The sequence below is a fragment of the Colwellia psychrerythraea 34H genome, assembly GCF_000012325.1.
GTDB lineage: Bacteria > Pseudomonadota > Gammaproteobacteria > Enterobacterales > Alteromonadaceae > Colwellia > Colwellia psychrerythraea_A.
The window spans coordinates 3,722,811-3,739,348 of sequence record NC_003910.7; the positions used below are offsets into that span (position 1 = coordinate 3,722,811).

15 protein-coding genes are annotated in these 16,538 nt (G+C 38.7%); 6 read left to right on the forward strand and 9 right to left on the reverse strand.

From position 1 onward, the window contains the following. Positions 1 to 169: 169 nt before the first annotated feature. The gene (locus CPS_RS16020; RefSeq protein WP_011044341.1) at positions 170 to 1,507 is read left to right on the forward strand and encodes a sodium-dependent transporter; all 1,338 of its coding nucleotides are present in this window, start codon (positions 170 to 172) and stop codon (positions 1,505 to 1,507) included. Between the two features lie 380 nt (positions 1,508 to 1,887). Here CPS_RS16020 and CPS_RS16025 read toward each other — a convergent pair whose 3' ends face one another. The 3 genes from CPS_RS16025 to CPS_RS16035 all read right to left on the reverse strand — a co-directional run bounded on the left by CPS_RS16025 (position 1,888) and on the right by CPS_RS16035 (position 5,091). After that, positions 1,888 to 2,631: a substrate-binding periplasmic protein gene (locus CPS_RS16025; RefSeq protein WP_011044342.1), complete on the reverse strand. Its 744-nt coding sequence runs from the start codon at positions 2,629 to 2,631 to the stop codon at positions 1,888 to 1,890. A gap of 162 nt (positions 2,632 to 2,793) precedes the next feature. Beyond that, positions 2,794 to 4,149: a DNA recombination protein RmuC gene (gene rmuC / locus CPS_RS16030; RefSeq protein ID WP_041737103.1), complete on the reverse strand. Its 1,356-nt coding sequence runs from the start codon at positions 4,147 to 4,149 to the stop codon at positions 2,794 to 2,796. A 138-nt stretch (positions 4,150 to 4,287) separates the two neighbouring features. Continuing rightward, positions 4,288 to 5,091 (reverse strand): IclR family transcriptional regulator domain-containing protein, encoded by an 804-nt coding sequence (locus tag CPS_RS16035; protein WP_011044344.1) that lies wholly within the window; start codon positions 5,089 to 5,091, stop codon positions 4,288 to 4,290. 195 nt (positions 5,092 to 5,286) lie between these two features. On the opposite strand from CPS_RS16035, the gene CPS_RS16040 reads away from it, so the two are divergent. The 4 genes from CPS_RS16040 to pcaF all read left to right on the forward strand — a co-directional run bounded on the left by CPS_RS16040 (position 5,287) and on the right by pcaF (position 9,699). Next, positions 5,287 to 6,117 (forward strand): 3-oxoacid CoA-transferase subunit A, encoded by an 831-nt coding sequence (locus CPS_RS16040; protein WP_011044345.1) that lies wholly within the window; start codon positions 5,287 to 5,289, stop codon positions 6,115 to 6,117. Next, positions 6,114 to 6,881 (forward strand): 3-oxoacid CoA-transferase subunit B, encoded by a 768-nt coding sequence (locus tag CPS_RS16045; protein WP_011044346.1) that lies wholly within the window; start codon positions 6,114 to 6,116, stop codon positions 6,879 to 6,881. Before CPS_RS16040 ends, CPS_RS16045 begins: the two co-directional genes overlap by 4 nt. Beyond that, positions 6,881 to 8,191, forward strand: a complete 1,311-nt coding sequence (locus CPS_RS16050; protein ID WP_011044347.1) for an aspartate aminotransferase family protein — start codon at positions 6,881 to 6,883, stop codon at positions 8,189 to 8,191. The genes CPS_RS16045 and CPS_RS16050 overlap by 1 nt, the downstream gene beginning before the upstream one ends. A 278-nt stretch (positions 8,192 to 8,469) precedes the next feature. Then, positions 8,470 to 9,699: a 3-oxoadipyl-CoA thiolase gene (gene pcaF / locus CPS_RS16055; protein ID WP_011044348.1), complete on the forward strand. Its 1,230-nt coding sequence runs from the start codon at positions 8,470 to 8,472 to the stop codon at positions 9,697 to 9,699. 188 nt (positions 9,700 to 9,887) lie between these two features. Here pcaF and nudC read toward each other — a convergent pair whose 3' ends face one another. The 5 genes from nudC to CPS_RS16080 form a co-directional block, all read right to left on the reverse strand. Continuing rightward, on the reverse strand, positions 9,888 to 10,934 hold the full coding sequence (gene nudC, locus CPS_RS16060; RefSeq protein ID WP_011044349.1) for an NAD(+) diphosphatase: 1,047 nt from the start codon (positions 10,932 to 10,934) through the stop codon (positions 9,888 to 9,890). After that, the gene (locus CPS_RS16065; protein WP_011044350.1) at positions 10,934 to 11,272 is read right to left on the reverse strand and encodes a winged helix-turn-helix transcriptional regulator; all 339 of its coding nucleotides are present in this window, start codon (positions 11,270 to 11,272) and stop codon (positions 10,934 to 10,936) included. The genes nudC and CPS_RS16065 overlap by 1 nt, the downstream gene beginning before the upstream one ends. Positions 11,273 to 11,415: 143 nt before the next feature. Beyond that, positions 11,416 to 12,270, reverse strand: a complete 855-nt coding sequence (locus CPS_RS16070; protein ID WP_011044351.1) for a response regulator — start codon at positions 12,268 to 12,270, stop codon at positions 11,416 to 11,418. Between the two features lie 397 nt (positions 12,271 to 12,667). Beyond that, a complete protein-coding gene (locus tag CPS_RS16075) occupies positions 12,668 to 13,267 on the reverse strand; it encodes a YceI family protein (protein ID WP_011044352.1) in 600 nt (199 codons plus the stop codon). A 160-nt stretch (positions 13,268 to 13,427) separates the two neighbouring features. Beyond that, on the reverse strand, positions 13,428 to 13,997 hold the full coding sequence (locus CPS_RS16080) for a cytochrome b (RefSeq protein ID WP_011044353.1): 570 nt from the start codon (positions 13,995 to 13,997) through the stop codon (positions 13,428 to 13,430). Positions 13,998 to 14,162: 165 nt separating this feature from the next. On the opposite strand from CPS_RS16080, the gene CPS_RS16085 reads away from it, so the two are divergent. After that, positions 14,163 to 15,086, forward strand: coding sequence for a LysR family transcriptional regulator (locus CPS_RS16085; RefSeq protein WP_011044354.1), 924 nt, complete (start codon positions 14,163 to 14,165; stop codon positions 15,084 to 15,086). A gap of 121 nt (positions 15,087 to 15,207) precedes the next feature. Here CPS_RS16085 and CPS_RS16090 read toward each other — a convergent pair whose 3' ends face one another. Beyond that, positions 15,208 to 16,413, reverse strand: coding sequence for an MFS transporter (locus tag CPS_RS16090; protein ID WP_011044355.1), 1,206 nt, complete (start codon positions 16,411 to 16,413; stop codon positions 15,208 to 15,210). Between the last annotated feature and the right edge of the window lie 125 nt (positions 16,414 to 16,538).

Below are 16,538 nucleotides of genomic sequence, written 5' to 3' on the forward strand. Positions count from 1 at the left end.
ATTATATACTCAAGCCACCTCAATATGCGAGTTTCAGTCTCTCCTGTGTCCATAAATTATTCCGTTATATTGCTAACAAAAATGTAATAAAAGCAATGAATAGTGCTTCCCCTAAGCGCCTTAACTCGGTAAGCTTTGCGCAACTAATTTTATCGACTACTCACTATTTATGACCACAGCTTCTTCTCGCGATTCTTTTCATTCTCGTCTTGGTTTTGTTCTCGCTGCAGCAGGTGCTGCTATAGGTTTAGGCAATATTTGGGCGTTCCCTACTCAGGCGGCAAATAATGGCGGTGGTGCTTTTTTAGTTGTTTATTTAGTGGTGACTTTTTTACTTGCTTTGCCTGCACTTTATGCAGAAATTTATATTGGCAATCAAGCACAAACTAACCCTGTTTCCGCCTTAGCTAACGCATGTGGTAAGCGCTTTAATAAACTCGGACACTCTGCTGGCATCATAGGGATTATTGGTGCGATGATGATGCTCAGTTTTTATACCATAGTAGCCGGTTGGATGTTGTCGCATGCGCTAGCGTCATTAGCTGAATTAGTTGGTTTACTGGATTTATCGCATTGGCTATCGACCTCAAGCACGCTGCGAAATGTAATATTTACGCCCATATTTATCGTGCTAGGTGCTGCTATCGTTCATCAAGGCGTTCACAGTGGCATAGAGCGTTGGTCTGCGCGATTAATGCCAATGTTATTAGTGATGTTGTTTGGTTTAATCATTTACATCTTACAGCAAGATGGTGCGAAAGAAGGTTTGACGCTTTATTTAGTCCCTGATTTTAGTCAAGTCACTGAGCCAAAATTGATTATTTCGGCCATGGGGCAAGCATTTTTCTCACTCGCTATTGGTGTTGGCGCTATGATGGCTTATGGCTCATATATGCCTAAAGGACAAAGTGTAGGTAAGTTAGTATTATCGATAACGTTACTTGATACCTTTATTGCTTTTATTGCTGGTTTACTGATTATCCCTGCTCTCTTTGTCGCTCAACATAGTGGACAAGAAGTTTTTGTAGACGGTCATCTCATTGGTGAAGGGCAACTTATTTTTAATATTTTACCAACCTTATTTAGCTCTATGGGAGGCATGGGATTACTTGTTTCTTTTGCTTTTTTCTCACTGTTATCAATTGCAGCCCTTACCTCAACAATTTCATCAACTGAAGTGCCCGTTGCTTATCTCATTGAAGATAAAGCGATGACAAGAAAACGTGCAACTTGGTTAGTCTCTGGGTTAGTATTTATTGCCAGTATGTTTCTCATTGCCTTTTTTGAGCAACTATTTGGCTTAGTGATCCAGCTCTTAACTACTATTTTACAACCCCTAATGTCATTGTTTTACTTCATCGTTATTGGTTGGTTGTGGAAACGAGGGAATCAACTTACCGATATTGCTCAGTTAAATAAACACATGTCACTAAAATTACTTGGCTTTTATTTACGCTTTATCTGCCCAATTCTTTTAGTGGTAGTCTTTATTAATGTGGCTTTTTAATCGTTATACCCGTTCCACTTGAAGATACATGATTCAGCTGGAATTAGAAACGCCTTTAGGCAAGGCATTGATTGAAGAGAATAGTTATATCTATTGTCGAAATCAATAACGCAAATTAAAGCGCTACTAAACCAGCCCCCTTGTGGAAGGCTGAACAAATCATACTCTGCGTTACATTTCTTTTTAAGGGAATGACCCTTAATAAAAAAATGTTCCTTGATTATGAATCGCTCAGACTTCCTGAAACGAGCGTATTCAAGTGGAGCGGATATATACTCTGATTGTCTATTGAGGCTAGATGATGTGAACTGATTTGAAGTGAAGTGCATGTTCAGCTAAACAATACTCATTGGTGCTAATGATTAGCGTCGTGAGCGAAACTAGCGATGTTTACGGTAAATGGCCTCTATCGTACCATTAGCCGTTAATTCTTTGATTACCTTGTTAACGGAGTCTCGTAGCATCTCATCTTTAAAAGCCATGTGTGAGTAAACGTCTGGCCATAATCTATGTATGGTAAAGTCTTTCGCTGCTATTTTATCTTCATTTATATAACGTTTATCTGCTAAGTCATTTAGAAAAATATGTATATCTCCGATACGAATATCTTTCTCACCAGCAACCATCATATAAGTAGTCTCATCTGGCTTTGAATGCTCACTGTAATGAGGATTAGCAAGAGCCATTTTTTTATAATCGTCACCAAGCATTTCTTTAGCCCCCTGATAGGCAGCAATAGAGAAATCTTGTAAATCGGAAATTTGGTTAACCTTAATTTTTGCTGAATTTTTTGACACTGCGACATCGGTATAACGGAAAACAGGCGAGGATAAAAAGCCTTTAACTGATGAGTTTGAGAAAATATTGCAGGCAACATCAATTCGTTGTCCTGAATTGATTTCATGTAACAATCTATTGTTACTCATATAGATAAACTGCACATTATATCTTGGTAATTGCTTAAATATTTCTTCGGTCAGTTCAAGAAACACACCTTGATTATCTTCTTCATCAAGAAAAGGTGCAAAATTGCCAATACCTATCTTTAAGTCTTGCTCAGCCATTATCAAACTGGATGAACATAATAGTGAAAATAAGAGCAAACGGCATAATATTTTAATCATATAAAATAGCCCACTAACAGAGTGTTATTAACGAGAATAAAGCAACTGATTAGCCACATTAGTCATTTTTTGTATAAATCACAATAACCAATAAAACACAAAAAGACGATAAATAGTAGCTAGTTTCTATGATAAGTTAGGAAAATGTTCCTGCCAGTACTTTTAGTCAAGCAATTCTAAAGATTCTTTTTCACTGAGATCCACCTGCTCTATTTTCTCAAAACGGGTAGATATTTTATCTGCCGAGGTATGTATTTGTTTCACATCCGTTGCCGCCTGATCTATATGCCTAGCAAGGTTAGCAAAGCGACCTTTAAAGCGACTAAAGTCTTGCGCTAAATCGGACAAATGTGCCTGAATAATATGAATTTGCTGTCGCGTCGCCTCATCTTTAAGTACCGAGCGTGCGGTTGTTAATATTGCCATTAAGGTCGTGGGCGATGTCAGCCAAACGCGTTTCTTATTAGCATATTCTACGAGATCACTTTGGTGACCATGGATCTCAGCAAAAATCGCTTCTGCAGGAATAAACATAATAGCGCCATCAGCTGTTTCGTTATCAATCAAATACTTATCACTAATATCATTAATGTGTTTTTTGATATCTATTTTAAATTGGCGCATAGCTGATTTTCGCTCTGCCTCATGGGTTTCAAAATCCACCATTTTTCGATAGTTTTCTAATGGGAATTTAGAGTCAACAACAACGTTACCCGTTGGTTTAGGTAAAAAGAGCACACAATCGGCAATTTTACCGTTTGATAGCGTATGTTGAAGTTTAAAGCTTTGTTCCGGCAATACATTTCTAATCAAGCTATTTAATTGTACTTCACCAAAGGCGCCCCGTGAGCGCTTATCATTGAGTACTTCTTGCAAGCTAACTACGTTGGTAGATAATTCAGTAATTTTCTTCTGCGCGTCATCAATTAACGCCAAACGTTGTAAAATATCACTAAAGGTTTTGGTGGTTTTTTCAAACCCCTCAGCCAAGCGTTTTTCTACTTGACCACTAATCTCTTGTAAACGTTTATCGGTCGCTAGGGTCAAACCATCTATACGTTTACTCATTTGATCACTACTTTGTGCCAGTGTTTTAGCCAACTCTTCTCGGTTAGCTTGACCCGTATTATTTAGATGATTAATCACCTGATCTAATGATTGGCTTTGATTGGTGGCAAGTTGAGTTTGTAATTCGTTAATTTGCCGCATGAGCTTGATACGTAAATCAGCCATTTGCTGTTCAATATTATTCGATAACTGCAGTTGTTGCTTATCATGGGCTTGTGATAACTGTTGTTGGTTAACATGTTGATAATTTTGCTGTAAATGTAACAATTGTTCTGAAAAATGTTGGCTTAATAATGCTTGAACACGCTCTTCTTGCTCAGAATTTTGTGTTAGCACTGCATTTTTGATGCTGCTTAATCGAAATAACACCCATATCAGCATTAAGAAAAATACTAATGCTAATGTGAGTGCGAGTGGTAAAAGGTGTTGTGGCTCTATGGAAAAGTTCATAATTGATACCAAATTCATTAAATTGTTACTCACTTAAACTGGCTCAAATACTCTCGAAGAATACCAGCAATGAGTACTGTATTTTATTACAGTACTTTTCATATATTAAAACATAACTAGCTATATTCAACCAGTATTTTAATAAGTTAGCTGTTCAATAGCAGCCGCACAGGCTTTTAGCGTGGGCAAAATGGTCGTTAATACTTGCTGTCTCGTTGTTTGAGAAATATGCGTGCTGATACTTAACGCACCAAGCACTTTTCCTGCTTGATTTCGTACGGGGACAGAAATAGAGGTTAAGCCCAGCTCTAATTCTTGTTCTACCAAAGAATAACCTTGCTGATTTACCCGTGTAATTTCTGCGGCTAATTCCGCCTTGTTAGTAAGGGTGAAGGCAGTATATTGCTCTATGCGACAGGTTGTTAAAAAGTCATTTAATACTTCATCTTTCAGGTCCGCTAACAGTACACGACCTAATGAGGTTGCAAATGCCGGTAAGCGAGTACCTACATTTAAACTAACAGACATGATGCGTTTAGTGGTAGCAACCCGCCCAACGTAGACAACATCTTCACCGTCTAATACCGCTGCCGAGCAAGACTCATTAAGTTGCTCAACTAACTGTTGCATCAAAGGTTTTGCGCTTTGCCAAACATCTTGAGAAGCAAGGTATGAAAAACCCAACTTGAGTATTTTCGCCGTTAACGAAAACTGCTTTCCCTCTTGCTTAGCATAACCTTCACTAACTAAGGTTAGTAGAAATCGTCTTGCTGCTGCGCGCGTATAACCTGTAGCGGTCGCAACTTCAGACAAGGTCATCGTGGGTCTTTGTTGATCAAAGGCCTGAATCACCACCAAACCTTTGAGTAATGATTGTACAATTTCGGTTGATTTGATCATAACTTGATCACCATCATGTTTTTCTTGTTCTTGCTTTGACATTGAATAATCTCAAACCTACACTAATGTTCGGCATACTAACAAGTGTTCGCATAGCGCACAACTTGTTTTAGTTAACTTTACATTAGCTAACGTTAAATAACTGCCAGATGAAATAACCTAGATCCTTAAATAATTCAATAGGACTAATTTATTGCTCCGTTTGGTATAACACGAACATGATATGAGTAGTGCGAAATGATAGATAAAAGAGTAGCGAGTTGCGCCAGTGCGGTTGCCGATATAAAGGACGGCGATACGGTAATGATTGGTGGTTTTGGTGAAGCAGGTAGCCCAATAGAGTTAATTCACGCATTAATAGATCATGGTGCAAAGAACTTAACCGTCATTAATAACAATACTGGCAGTGGCCGAGTAGGTTTAGCTGCCCTAATTGAAAATGGTCAAGTGGCTAAAATGATCTGCTCCTACCCGCGCACGGCTAATTCTTTAGTTTTTCCCGAGTTATATCGCAGTGGAAAAATTGATCTAGAACTTGTTCCTCAAGGAACGTTAGCCGAACGAATTCGTGCTGGTGGCGCTGGGATCCCTGCTTTTTACACCAAAACATCGGTTGGAACACCACTTGCGGACGGTAAAGAACTGCGAAATTTTGAAGGCGATGATTATGTTATGGAGCGTAGCCTAAAAGCAGATTTCGCTCTTATCAAAGCCAAGCAAGCGGATAGATACGGTAATTTAACCTTTAACAAAACTGCCCGTAACTTTGCGCCAATTATGGCCATGGCAGCAACAAACACCTTAGTGCAAGTTAATAATATGGTTGAATTGGGTGATCTTGATCCCGAAAACGTCATTACCCCCGGCATATTCGTTAATGCGTTAATTGAGGTGACTCAACCTCAACAAGAATCTCAACTAGTGAAAGACGGTATTACTTACCCAGTAACAAAAAGCCCAGTAACAAAAACCCCAGCAACAAAGAATCCGACGGCAAAGAACACTGCACAAAATAACGTTTCACCAAGTAACCTAGAAAAGATAAATGTCGGAGAAACACAAGCATGAGCCAACTAACAGAACAACAAAACCTTGAAACCACGACACAAGTTGGCTGGAACCGAGAACAAATGGCGCAACGCTGTGCACAAGATATTGAAGATGGCAGCTATGTAAACCTTGGCATAGGTATTCCAGAAAAAGTCGCTCAATATGTTCCTGATGGCAGAGAAGTTATCTATCACACAGAAAACGGTTTACTTGGCATGGGAAATTCTCCCAGCGATGAAGAGTTTGATGCTGATTTAATCAATGCCGGTAAAAAAGCAATAACAGCTATTCCTGGTGCTTCATATTTTCATCATGGTGATAGCTTTGCCATGATCCGCGGCAATCATATAGATGTTTGTGTGCTAGGTGCTATGCAAGTTTCAATGAAAGGCGATTTAGCCAATTGGTCAACCGGCGCTGTTGATGCAATTCCCGCCGTGGGCGGTGCTATGGACTTAGTGGCGGGTGTTAAAACCATCTACATTATTACCCAACACACTACCAAAAATGGGGCAGCTAAAATATTACCTGAATGTACTTTCCCGCTCACCGGACAACAAGTTGTTAATCGTATTTATAGCGATTTATGTGTCATTGATGTCACAGCAAACGGTTTAGTACTTATAGAGCTAGCGCCCGGTATTAGCTTTGATTACGTACAAGAACGTACAGGGGTAGCGCTACTTAATGGGCTGACTCAAAAAGATGAAGTTGCAAATAATAAAACCGTTAATAGCTCTAATAAGCCAGTCAGAAGTACACAGTATAAGGCGAAGCAGTAATGGCAAATAAAAGCGAAAAACTATTTAACAAAGCGCTGAAAGTATTACCTGGAGGTGTTAGTCGTAATACCATTTTTAGAAAACCCTATCCATTTTACGCTGACAAAGGTGAAGGTTGTTATGTTACCGATGTAGAAGGTGTTACGCGCATCGACTTTGCTAATAACATGGCGTCATTAATTCATGGTCACGCCTACCCGGCAATTGTTGATGCCGTAACAGAGCAACTCGCTAAAGGCAGTTGTTTTACCATGGCAACTGAAGCTGAGGTTAACTATGCTCAGCTTTTATGCGATCGAGTACCTAGCTTCGATAAAATTAGGTTTGTAAATTCGGGAACCGAAGCGGTTATGGCAATGTTAAAAGCATCACGTGCCTATACAGGTAAAGCTAAAATAGCCAAAGTTGAAGGTGCTTACCATGGTGCATACGATTATGCTGAAGTAAGCCAAACAGCAACCCCAAATAATTGGGGTGAACTTGATAAACCAAATAGCATTCCTGTAGCGGTAGGTACTCCGCCAAAAGCATTAGAAGATGTTGTAGTGATCCCTTTTAATGATCCTGAGCGAGCGATTAAAATCTTAGATCAACACAAAGATGACATTGCCTGTATTTTAGTTGATTTATTACCTCATCGTGTTGGTTTAATTCCCGCCAGCAATGCATTTATTAATGCATTACATCAGTGGACTCGTGATAATAAATCACTGTTAGTATTCGATGAAGTCATTACCTTTAGAACTAATTACAGTGGTGCCCAACAAAACTATGATGTTGCGCCAGATTTAACCGCGATGGGAAAAGTAATTGGTGGTGGTTTCCCTGCAGGCGCTTTAGCAGGTTGTGATAAGGTGATGAAAGTCCTCGATCCAACTGAGCCTAAGGTTTTATTACCCCACTCAGGTACTTTCTCGGCTAATCCAATTACCATGACAGCAGGTTTAGCCGCCATGAAAGACTTTGATCAAGCAGCCGTTACCAAACTGAATCAACTTGCCAGTTATGCAAGAGAAGCGATTACACAGGCGATGTCTGATGTAGGCATTAAGGCATGTGTGACTGGCGCAGGTAGTATGTTTAGAATACACCTCAAAGCACAGCCGCCTAAAAACTACCGTGACGGCTATGTTGATAAAAAAGAAAGCCAATTAATCACTAAATTACTCGATCATTTATTCGATAATGGCATTATGATGATAAATACTTGCACTGCAACGTTATCAACCGCCATGACTAAAAAAGAAATAGATCATTTAGTCTGTGCATTAAAAGATGGCTTTGAACTGATAAAACCAGAAATGGCATAACATGCTTTGTTATTTGGTTTGTATCTAAAGCCGAAATCTTAGCGTTGAAATAACTTGACTCCCTATTGTAAACTCGGGAATAACTCAAAATAAATAATTGATAAAGTAACGAATTGAACTCAAAGATAATTGAACTAATTTCAAGAAAAAAGCACGGAATTGACGTTGGTCAATAATACCAATTAGATTAATTAGTGGTTAATTTGATTGGTATCAGTACTTTTGACAACGAAATGATTCAAATAGCGAAGGAGTGAAACCTACAAAGGAAATAAAGAATGAAAGACGTATATATCTGTGACGGCGTACGCACGCCAATTGGAAAATATGCTGGTGCTTTATCATCAGTGCGCGCCGATGACCTAGCGGCTATTCCACTTAAAGCATTAAAAGACAGAAACCCAACATTAGACTTAACCCAAGTAGACGATGTTATTTTGGGCTGTGCCAACCAGGCAGGTGAAGACAATCGCAACGTCTCTCGTATGGCACTTTTATTAGCAGGCTATCCAACTCAAGTCGCTGGTTGCACCATTAACCGTTTATGTGGCTCAGGTATGAATGCTATTGCGATGGCAACAAATGCGATTAAAGCTGGCGAGGCGGATATGTTAATTGCAGGCGGTGTCGAAAGCATGTCGCGCGCACCTATGGTAATGGCTAAAGCTGAAGCGGCTTTTTCACGCAGTGCTGAATTATTCGATACAACATTAGGCTGGCGCTTTGTTAATCAAAAACTGCACACCGCCTATGGCACAGACTCTATGCCTGAAACGGCAGAAAATGTGGCTGAGCAATTTAACATTAGTCGTGAAGCTCAAGACAAATTCGCTTTTGCTAGTCAAAGTAAAGCAAAAGCCGCACAAGAAGACGGCCGATTTGCCGAAGAAATAGTCCCTGTGGTTATTGCAAAACGTCGCGGTGATGATGTCATTGTTGAAAAAGATGAACATTTACGTCTTAGCCCGTTAGATAAACTAGCAAGCCTCAAAGCCCCCTTTCGAGAAGGAGGCTCAGTCACTGCAGGTAATACTTCTGGCGTAAATGATGGTGCTGCAGCGGTTATTCTCGCGAGTAAAGAAGCGGCTTTAGCAAATGGCTTAACACCAAAAGCGAGAATACTTGGCTCTGCTGTTATTGGTGTTACTCCTGAAATTATGGGTATTGGCCCCGCGCCAGCGAGTGCCAAACTATTAAAACGTTTAGGCCTTAGTATTGATGATATGGACATTATTGAGTTCAACGAAGCTTTTGCTGCACAGGCACTTGCCAGTGCGCGTGAATTGGGTCTTAAAGATGATGATGCACGTTTAAACCCACAAGGCGGCGCCATTGCGCTGGGTCATCCATTAGGCATGAGTGGCACACGTTTATTAATTACGGCAACGAAGCAGCTTGAGCGCAGTGGTAAACGTTATGCTCTCTGCGCTATGTGTGTTGGTGTTGGCCAAGGCATTGCGATGGTCATTGAGCGATATAGTGAAAAATACAGTGAGAATACACAGTAAATACCTTCAGTGATATATTACATGAAAGCTATCGCAAGATGCGGTAACTCAAGCAATAACTCAAGCGATAAAAAACTATGTAAATAAAAAGAGCGGCTAATTATTAATTAGCCGCTCTTTTTTTGAGCCTATAAAAGATTTTAGCTGTTGTTCACTTTAGTTTTAGTGTCTTGCTTGCTTGCTTGCTACTAATACTGCCCTATTTCCTTATTCTTCCATGCCGTGACCAAATAAGACGAAATCGAATCACCACTACTCATTTTATATTGTGGTTTCTCAGCGCCACCGTCCTCTGCTATAACTGAATTATTAATGCCAAAATTGACAAGTTGCTCGCGTGAAAACCACTGGGCATCTTCTAAATCATCTTGGCTAATATCAATTTTTTCTGAAGTCGCAACGGCGGTAAATCCCAACATTATCGAGGCAGGAAATGGCCAAGGCTGTGAGGTAATATAGTGTGGCTTTTCAACATGTATCGCCGTTTCTTCAACAACTTCTCTAATGACCGCTTGCTCGAGCGTTTCACCAGGGTCAACAAAACCGGCTAGCGTTGAATACATTCCCTCAGCCCAGCTAGCTTGCCTACCTAATAAACAACGTGGAATACCATCGGCAAACATTTTTTCTACCAACATGATCACTGCAGGATCGGTACGTGGAAAGCTCATATTTCGACAATCTGAGCAACGCCTCGCGTGTCCAGCTTCAACTGAACGATTTGCATGCCCACATTGACCACAAAATTGATGGCTTATATGCCAATGCACCAAACCTTTGGCTAACGCTAATATTGAAGCATCAATGGCTGATAAACTGGCCGTCACTTTTCTAAGCCCTTGCCATTGGCCCATTTCACCTAATATTTCTTGTGTAGAAAAGCGTAATTTATCAAAATCGATAGCAAAAATTGCAATAGCTGATGCCTGGATACTATTACTATTACCGGTAATAGTAATAGTTAAACGGTCATTTTCTATGCTTTCGAGACCAAGTTTTCTCTTGCTTAAGTGCCCTTTACCTAAATAAATGCAACTATCAACACTTACCGTGGGCACTTGTGACTTGCTAAGATAAATTGGCGAAAGAATATCGCCTTCTTCAAAGAGACATTGACCATCATTAATAACGCAAAATAAAGTATCTTCACGGGTAAATTCTGTAGCTAACCAGCGCTTATTTTTTCGTTGATTAGTCCCTCTATCTAACGGCATATTGCCATACGCTAATGTCATTATTTACTGTCTTCCTTAAGTCCTTGTGCCCATTGAGAAGACCAACTTCCTAATGGAGAAATAATATCAAATAAGTCAAGACCTTGATGGGTCAATTGATAACCCGCTTCTTGGCATTCGACAAGCTGCAGTGTTTTGAGTTCTTTTAATCGAGTATTTAACAAGGTAGGCGAAATTTTCTCACAACGTTGCTGTAATTCTCTAAACGTTGCAGGACCACTATGTAAATTCCAAATAATACCTAACGACCACGTTCGCCCTAGTAAATCGAGTAATGCCATAATAGGTTTACCAGTTTTAGAACCGCGTACTTCTAATCCAGGGAGTGGTATTGTCATAGTCACTACTACAAATGGTAAAACATCATGCTACAATATTTGTAGCAAAGTTACCATAACAAACATATGACGAGTAATACCAAGTAAAAAGGTATATTTTGTAGCTTCTTCCTAGCGCGAAGAAACACAAAAAAGTGACTATACTAAAGGTTGACGACCAGCCTATTTAATACAATTTTTCCGGTACATATTGATGCAGCTAAAGAATGTTCAGCATTGATGATCAAATCATTAGTGAGACTACCCTCTAAATTTGCAATACCTAAACTAGGCTGAGCAAGATTAGGGCTCTTTTTGGCTAACCAGCTAATACGCTTAGCCAGTAAGATAGCATCATCGGCACTCGTTTCGATAAGTAAAATAGCAAAGGTATTTTCCCCCCACTTTATTAAAAGGTCTGATTTACGGCGCTTTAAGAGCGTTGTCACTTCTCTATCTTTACTTAAAAATGATGCTTTTCTATCAATTGTTTCTATTTTTATCATAAGCAAACTTAAGGAATGCTGGAAGCGCCGTGCTCGTGCAATTTCATAGTCTAACCAACACTCAACAAAAAGATTTTTAGTTAAAACACCATCACTTTCAATATCGGCTGTAGTATCAACTGCTCTTTGCTTAAATAAGCCATTCTCTACACGAATAAGTAAGGCTTTTATATCAAAAGGTTTGATAATGTAATCGTCAGCACCCGCGAGTAAACCTGCACTTTCCTCAGATATTTCACACGTTAGCATAATGATCTTAGTCGCAGAAAACTTACTGTCGTTTCTTAAAATACTGCAAGCTTTTAATCCATCCATTATGGGCATGCGCATATCCATTATAATCAAATCAGGAAGAAAACTATTTGCCAAAGCTATTGCTTCTTTACCGTTGCTCGCCTCATTAATAGAAACTCTATTTTCTTCCCTGTTAAATTGACGGTGTATACCTCTTTTTAACGCCTGTCTAACACCTATTTCATCATCTACTATGAGAACACTTTTTTCTTTTAACATATGATCTCCTGACCTTGGAAAATATAAAAGGAAGTAACTGAATAGAGTTTGCTATGTTCAGTTCAAACGAGTAAGCCCTAACTAATAGCTAAACTGCAATTGATATACCAAGACGTAAGGAAATAACTTCTAACAACCTTAGCCCTTTATTTATGGTAGTCGTGGCAATACTCTATCTATTTAGACAAGTTCAACACTGATGTTGGTATTTTCAAATTGAGATGGTTTTTGCAAAAAACAATGCAAGAAAATAAAAGGTAAGAGGATAATAACGTTTCAATTAATTTTATTTGATTAACCGCAATAGGATTATTTACTACAGGATAATAATTACGGGAGCAATTAAAAAAGCCAGCAATAAGCTGGCTTCAAGATAGGTAGTTGAAATAATTCTGGACTAGATTCTTACGCCTTCAATATGTAATGCCATTTCAACCTGCGTTGAGGCTGGACCTAAATTATAGGTAATACCATAATCGGCTAATTTAAAGCTAGTAGTACCAGAGAAACCAGCACGATAGCCGCCCCAAGGATCTTGCCCTTCACCAATTTTTACAACGGGAAATGAAATAGTCTTAGTCACGCCTTTCAAGGTAAATTCACCTGTAACAATCGCGTTTTCATCGTCACTAAATTTAATATTATTACTAACAAAAGTTGCTTTTGGGAAGCTGCTAACGTTTAAGAAGTCTTCGCTTTTAAGATGCTTATCACGTTCTGCATGATTCGAGTCAATACTTTTAGTATCTATTTCGATATTAATTTTTGCACTGTTAGGTGACTTGTCATCATAAGAAAAATCGCCATCAAAGGTATTAAAACGACCTAATAACCAGCTATACCCAAGATGCTTAATTTTAAATTGTACAAAGGCATGTGCACCTTTCACGTCGACTTTATAATCGGCGGCAAGTGCTGTGTTTGGCGCTATAGCGGCAAATAATGAGCTTGCTAATAACGTGGTTGCTAGTGTGGTGGTAATTAATGTCTTTTTCATGTGATGTTCCTTGTCTTTTCTCAAATTAATAAGAATGAAGTGTAAATTAATATTGAATGCGTTAACTTAGTTGCGTCTATATTAGGTAAGTTAATTAGTTCTTTATTTATTGATTTAGTTCGATATTTTTTAGATTGTTTTTAGATACATAATTAATTAGTTATTTTCTAGGTAGTACTTTGACCATCCGTACTAAGGTATCATTTTTATTAATAAAGTGATGTTTAAATGCGGCAAGTGCATGACCAGCACTGAGTAAAATTAAGATCCATGCTAAAACTTCATGAATAATACCTGCAATATCTTCTTGGTTAGCAAAATCTATTGGCAATGCTGGTATCGATAGTAAACCGAAAACATCAATCGCTCTGCCATCTGCCGTTGAGATTAAATAGCCACTTATCATCAACACTACCATCAAGCCATAAAGTGCTAAATGCGCATAATGGGCCGCTTTAACTTCAATTTCACTTGCAGATCTATCAGCATTTTTTGGCGTAACATTAACCACACGCCAAACGATTCTTAGCATCAATGCGACGAAAAGCGTCATACCAATATTCTTATGTAAATCTAACGAACCTTTGTACCAAGCATCGTAGTAAGTTAGTTCAACCATATAAAGACCTAAGCCAAATAAGGAAAAGATGCTTATTGCCATAAGCCAATGAAACATAATGGCAATAAGGCCATAGCTGTTTTCAGTATTCTTTAATATGCTATTACTCATGGTGTAATCTATCTTTTGTGTTAACGCTTTATTTAAAAAGCTAACAATATCCTTGTCAAATTGTTAAAGCTACTATAGCGAACTAAAACCTATTAAAAAATAACAATAAATGCGAAACTATTGTGCAAATATGCACAACTAAATGCATTTTATATAGGGTGTAATATGAAAGAGACTTCATGGGATGATTATAAAATAGCGTATCAAGTCGCACTTGATGGTAGCTTAAGTAGAGCAGGCGTATCATTACGAATAAACCATGCCACCGTATTAAGACGCATCAATCAATTAGAGCAAGCGCTTGAAGTGAAACTATTTATTCGCCACCAACGAGGTTATAAGCTTACCGATGCTGGTTGTGTTTTAATGGATGAAATGCCCGAGATGCTGGCAAAATTTTCTAGTTTAGAAAATAAACTACAAAATGTAGAGGGTGATATTAGTGGCGAACTCAGGATCACCACAGTAAGTTCATTCTCTCCTGTGATCACACCCGCATTAAAAGCATTTCGAGCTAAGTACCCAAAAATCCGCCTTAAACTTATCTCTACAGATGATATTGTACCGCTCGATTCAGGTGCTGCGCATGTCTCCTTAAGAGCAGGTCCAAGCCCTGTTGGTGTTGACCTGGTCGTTAAAAATCTAATTAAACTAGAGACGGCCTATCATGCGACACAAGATTACATCGATGAATTTGGTCAGCCTAAAACTATCAATGAGTTTAACGATCACCAATGGGTATTACCAACACCTGAGAAATACCGCATCCCTTTTGTTAATTACATTGTTGATAAAATAGATAAAAACAGAATAGTTTTTCAAAGTAACAACTTTTCTGATATTCACGACGCGGTTATCGCAGGTATGGGCATTGGTCCTTTAAGCGATCACCAAGCAAGCCTAAATCCATCTATGGTTAAAATCGACTTAGACATTCCCAAAAACGGTGAGTCTATCTGGTTCGTTTATCATAAAGATTTAAAGCATAGCGCCCGCATTCAAAGTTTTTATCACTTTTTAAAAGCCGCGCTATCAGATATTGAACAAGAACACTTGCGCATTTCAGATAGCAAGACTAATAAAGACTAACTCCCCTCGCCAAGAGCGTTGTTGAAACGAAAAAGTGACTTGAGTTGAAGCGGCTCTCTACATCGGCAAGTCAGTTTTCTCTATCAGTAGTTCGTATAATTATGAGCTTGAATGAAAAGCTTTAATCAGAAACGTTTGATGGCGAATACTTGTCAGTATTAACAAAGCGACTAGCCGCTAAAGAGAGTAATGCGATAAATGCACCCGCATAAAATACTAACGTATGATCATAAAGCCAAATTAAACCAAAAGTAGCAGGAATAACAACAGCGGCAATATGATTAATGCTAAAGCTAACCCCTGCACTTGAAGCAATATCTTTAGGGTCTGCTATTTTTTGAAAGTAAGTTTTTAAAGCAATAGCCATTGCGAAAAACAAGTGGTCTACTACGTAAAGCACAGCAGCCACATTGGCAGATTCAACCAGCGCATAACCAACAAAGATAGTAATTAGGCCTAAATACTCAAGAGTCAGCGCTTTACGCTCTCCTACTTTTGCAATCCAAAGGCCTATTTTCGGTGCTAAAAAGAAGTTAATTACATGGTTAATCATATACAAAACTGTAATTTCCTGAACACTGTAGCCAAACTTTTCAACCATAAGAAAACCAGCAAAAACAACAAATATCTGCCTGCGCGCGCCCGCTAAAAAAGTCAGCAAGTAATACAAGCTATAACGTTTTCTTAAAATTATTTTTTTATGCTGTGGATGATCCATTACAAACTTAGGCATAGAGAATGCCAACCATAACGTCAGTAATAAACCACTCAAACCAAAAAATAGGTACATCACTTGATAACTAGTAGCAAAAACACTGAAGCCCAACCAAATCAAGGCGTAACAAGTCAGTGAAGCAGCAGATTTTATTGACATTAATTGACCAAGCTTTTCCGCAGCCTCATCTTTTTTAAACCACTGTAAGCTTAATGAGGTATTCAAGGTTTCGTAATAGTGAAAACCAATCGACATCAATACAGTAGTTGCATAAAGGCCGTAAATACTGGGGAAGAGTCCTGTAACCGCAACCCCTATGGATAATAGACACAAAGAAATCAACGCAAATACTTGTTCGGTAAACACCAATAAAACAAAAATTGCGGTAAATGCTAAGAAACCGGGAATTTCTCTTAAAGACTGTAACATGCCTATTTCAGCCCCCGTAAACGCAGCTTGTTCAATAACAAAATTATTGAGCATAGCCATCCAACCAGCAAAAGTAACTGACATTACAATGCTAGCAATAGCTAAGAAAACAAAGGGACTATGCCACTTATTACCCTGCTCTGCTATAAGTGGAATTGCTTTTTCTGCGGTTACTTTTTCCATGTGGGTCTATTGCCTTAATTAACTAACGCTAGGTGACTAACACTTGATAACTCATATGAAGTAGTTCACCAAGAGTAAATAAGTGTAAAAAAATTAATAACTATCCAAGCTCTTTTATAACGTTC

Bases quoted from the DNA above. Each gene is read 5' to 3' on its own strand.
- pcaF (WP_011044348.1), top strand. From the start codon at position 8,470: ATGAAAGACGTATATATCTGTGACGGCGTACGCACGCCAATTGGAAAA.
- CPS_RS16025 (WP_011044342.1), bottom strand. From the start codon at position 2,631: ATGATTAAAATATTATGCCGTTTGCTCTTATTTTCACTATTATGTTCA.
- CPS_RS16085 (WP_011044354.1), top strand. From the start codon at position 14,163: ATGAAAGAGACTTCATGGGATGATTATAAAATAGCGTATCAAGTCGCA.
- CPS_RS16075 (WP_011044352.1), bottom strand. From the start codon at position 13,267: ATGAAAAAGACATTAATTACCACCACACTAGCAACCACGTTATTAGCA.
- CPS_RS16080 (WP_011044353.1), bottom strand. From the start codon at position 13,997: ATGAGTAATAGCATATTAAAGAATACTGAAAACAGCTATGGCCTTATT.
- CPS_RS16045 (WP_011044346.1), top strand. From the start codon at position 6,114: ATGAGCCAACTAACAGAACAACAAAACCTTGAAACCACGACACAAGTT.
- CPS_RS16020 (WP_011044341.1), top strand. From the start codon at position 170: ATGACCACAGCTTCTTCTCGCGATTCTTTTCATTCTCGTCTTGGTTTT.
- CPS_RS16090 (WP_011044355.1), bottom strand. From the start codon at position 16,413: ATGGAAAAAGTAACCGCAGAAAAAGCAATTCCACTTATAGCAGAGCAG.
- CPS_RS16050 (WP_011044347.1), top strand. From the start codon at position 6,881: ATGGCAAATAAAAGCGAAAAACTATTTAACAAAGCGCTGAAAGTATTA.
- CPS_RS16070 (WP_011044351.1), bottom strand. From the start codon at position 12,270: ATGTTAAAAGAAAAAAGTGTTCTCATAGTAGATGATGAAATAGGTGTT.
- nudC (WP_011044349.1), bottom strand. From the start codon at position 10,934: ATGACATTAGCGTATGGCAATATGCCGTTAGATAGAGGGACTAATCAA.
- CPS_RS16035 (WP_011044344.1), bottom strand. From the start codon at position 5,091: ATGTCAAAGCAAGAACAAGAAAAACATGATGGTGATCAAGTTATGATC.
- CPS_RS16040 (WP_011044345.1), top strand. From the start codon at position 5,287: ATGATAGATAAAAGAGTAGCGAGTTGCGCCAGTGCGGTTGCCGATATA.
- CPS_RS16065 (WP_011044350.1), bottom strand. From the start codon at position 11,272: ATGACAATACCACTCCCTGGATTAGAAGTACGCGGTTCTAAAACTGGT.
- rmuC (WP_041737103.1), bottom strand. From the start codon at position 4,149: ATGAACTTTTCCATAGAGCCACAACACCTTTTACCACTCGCACTCACA.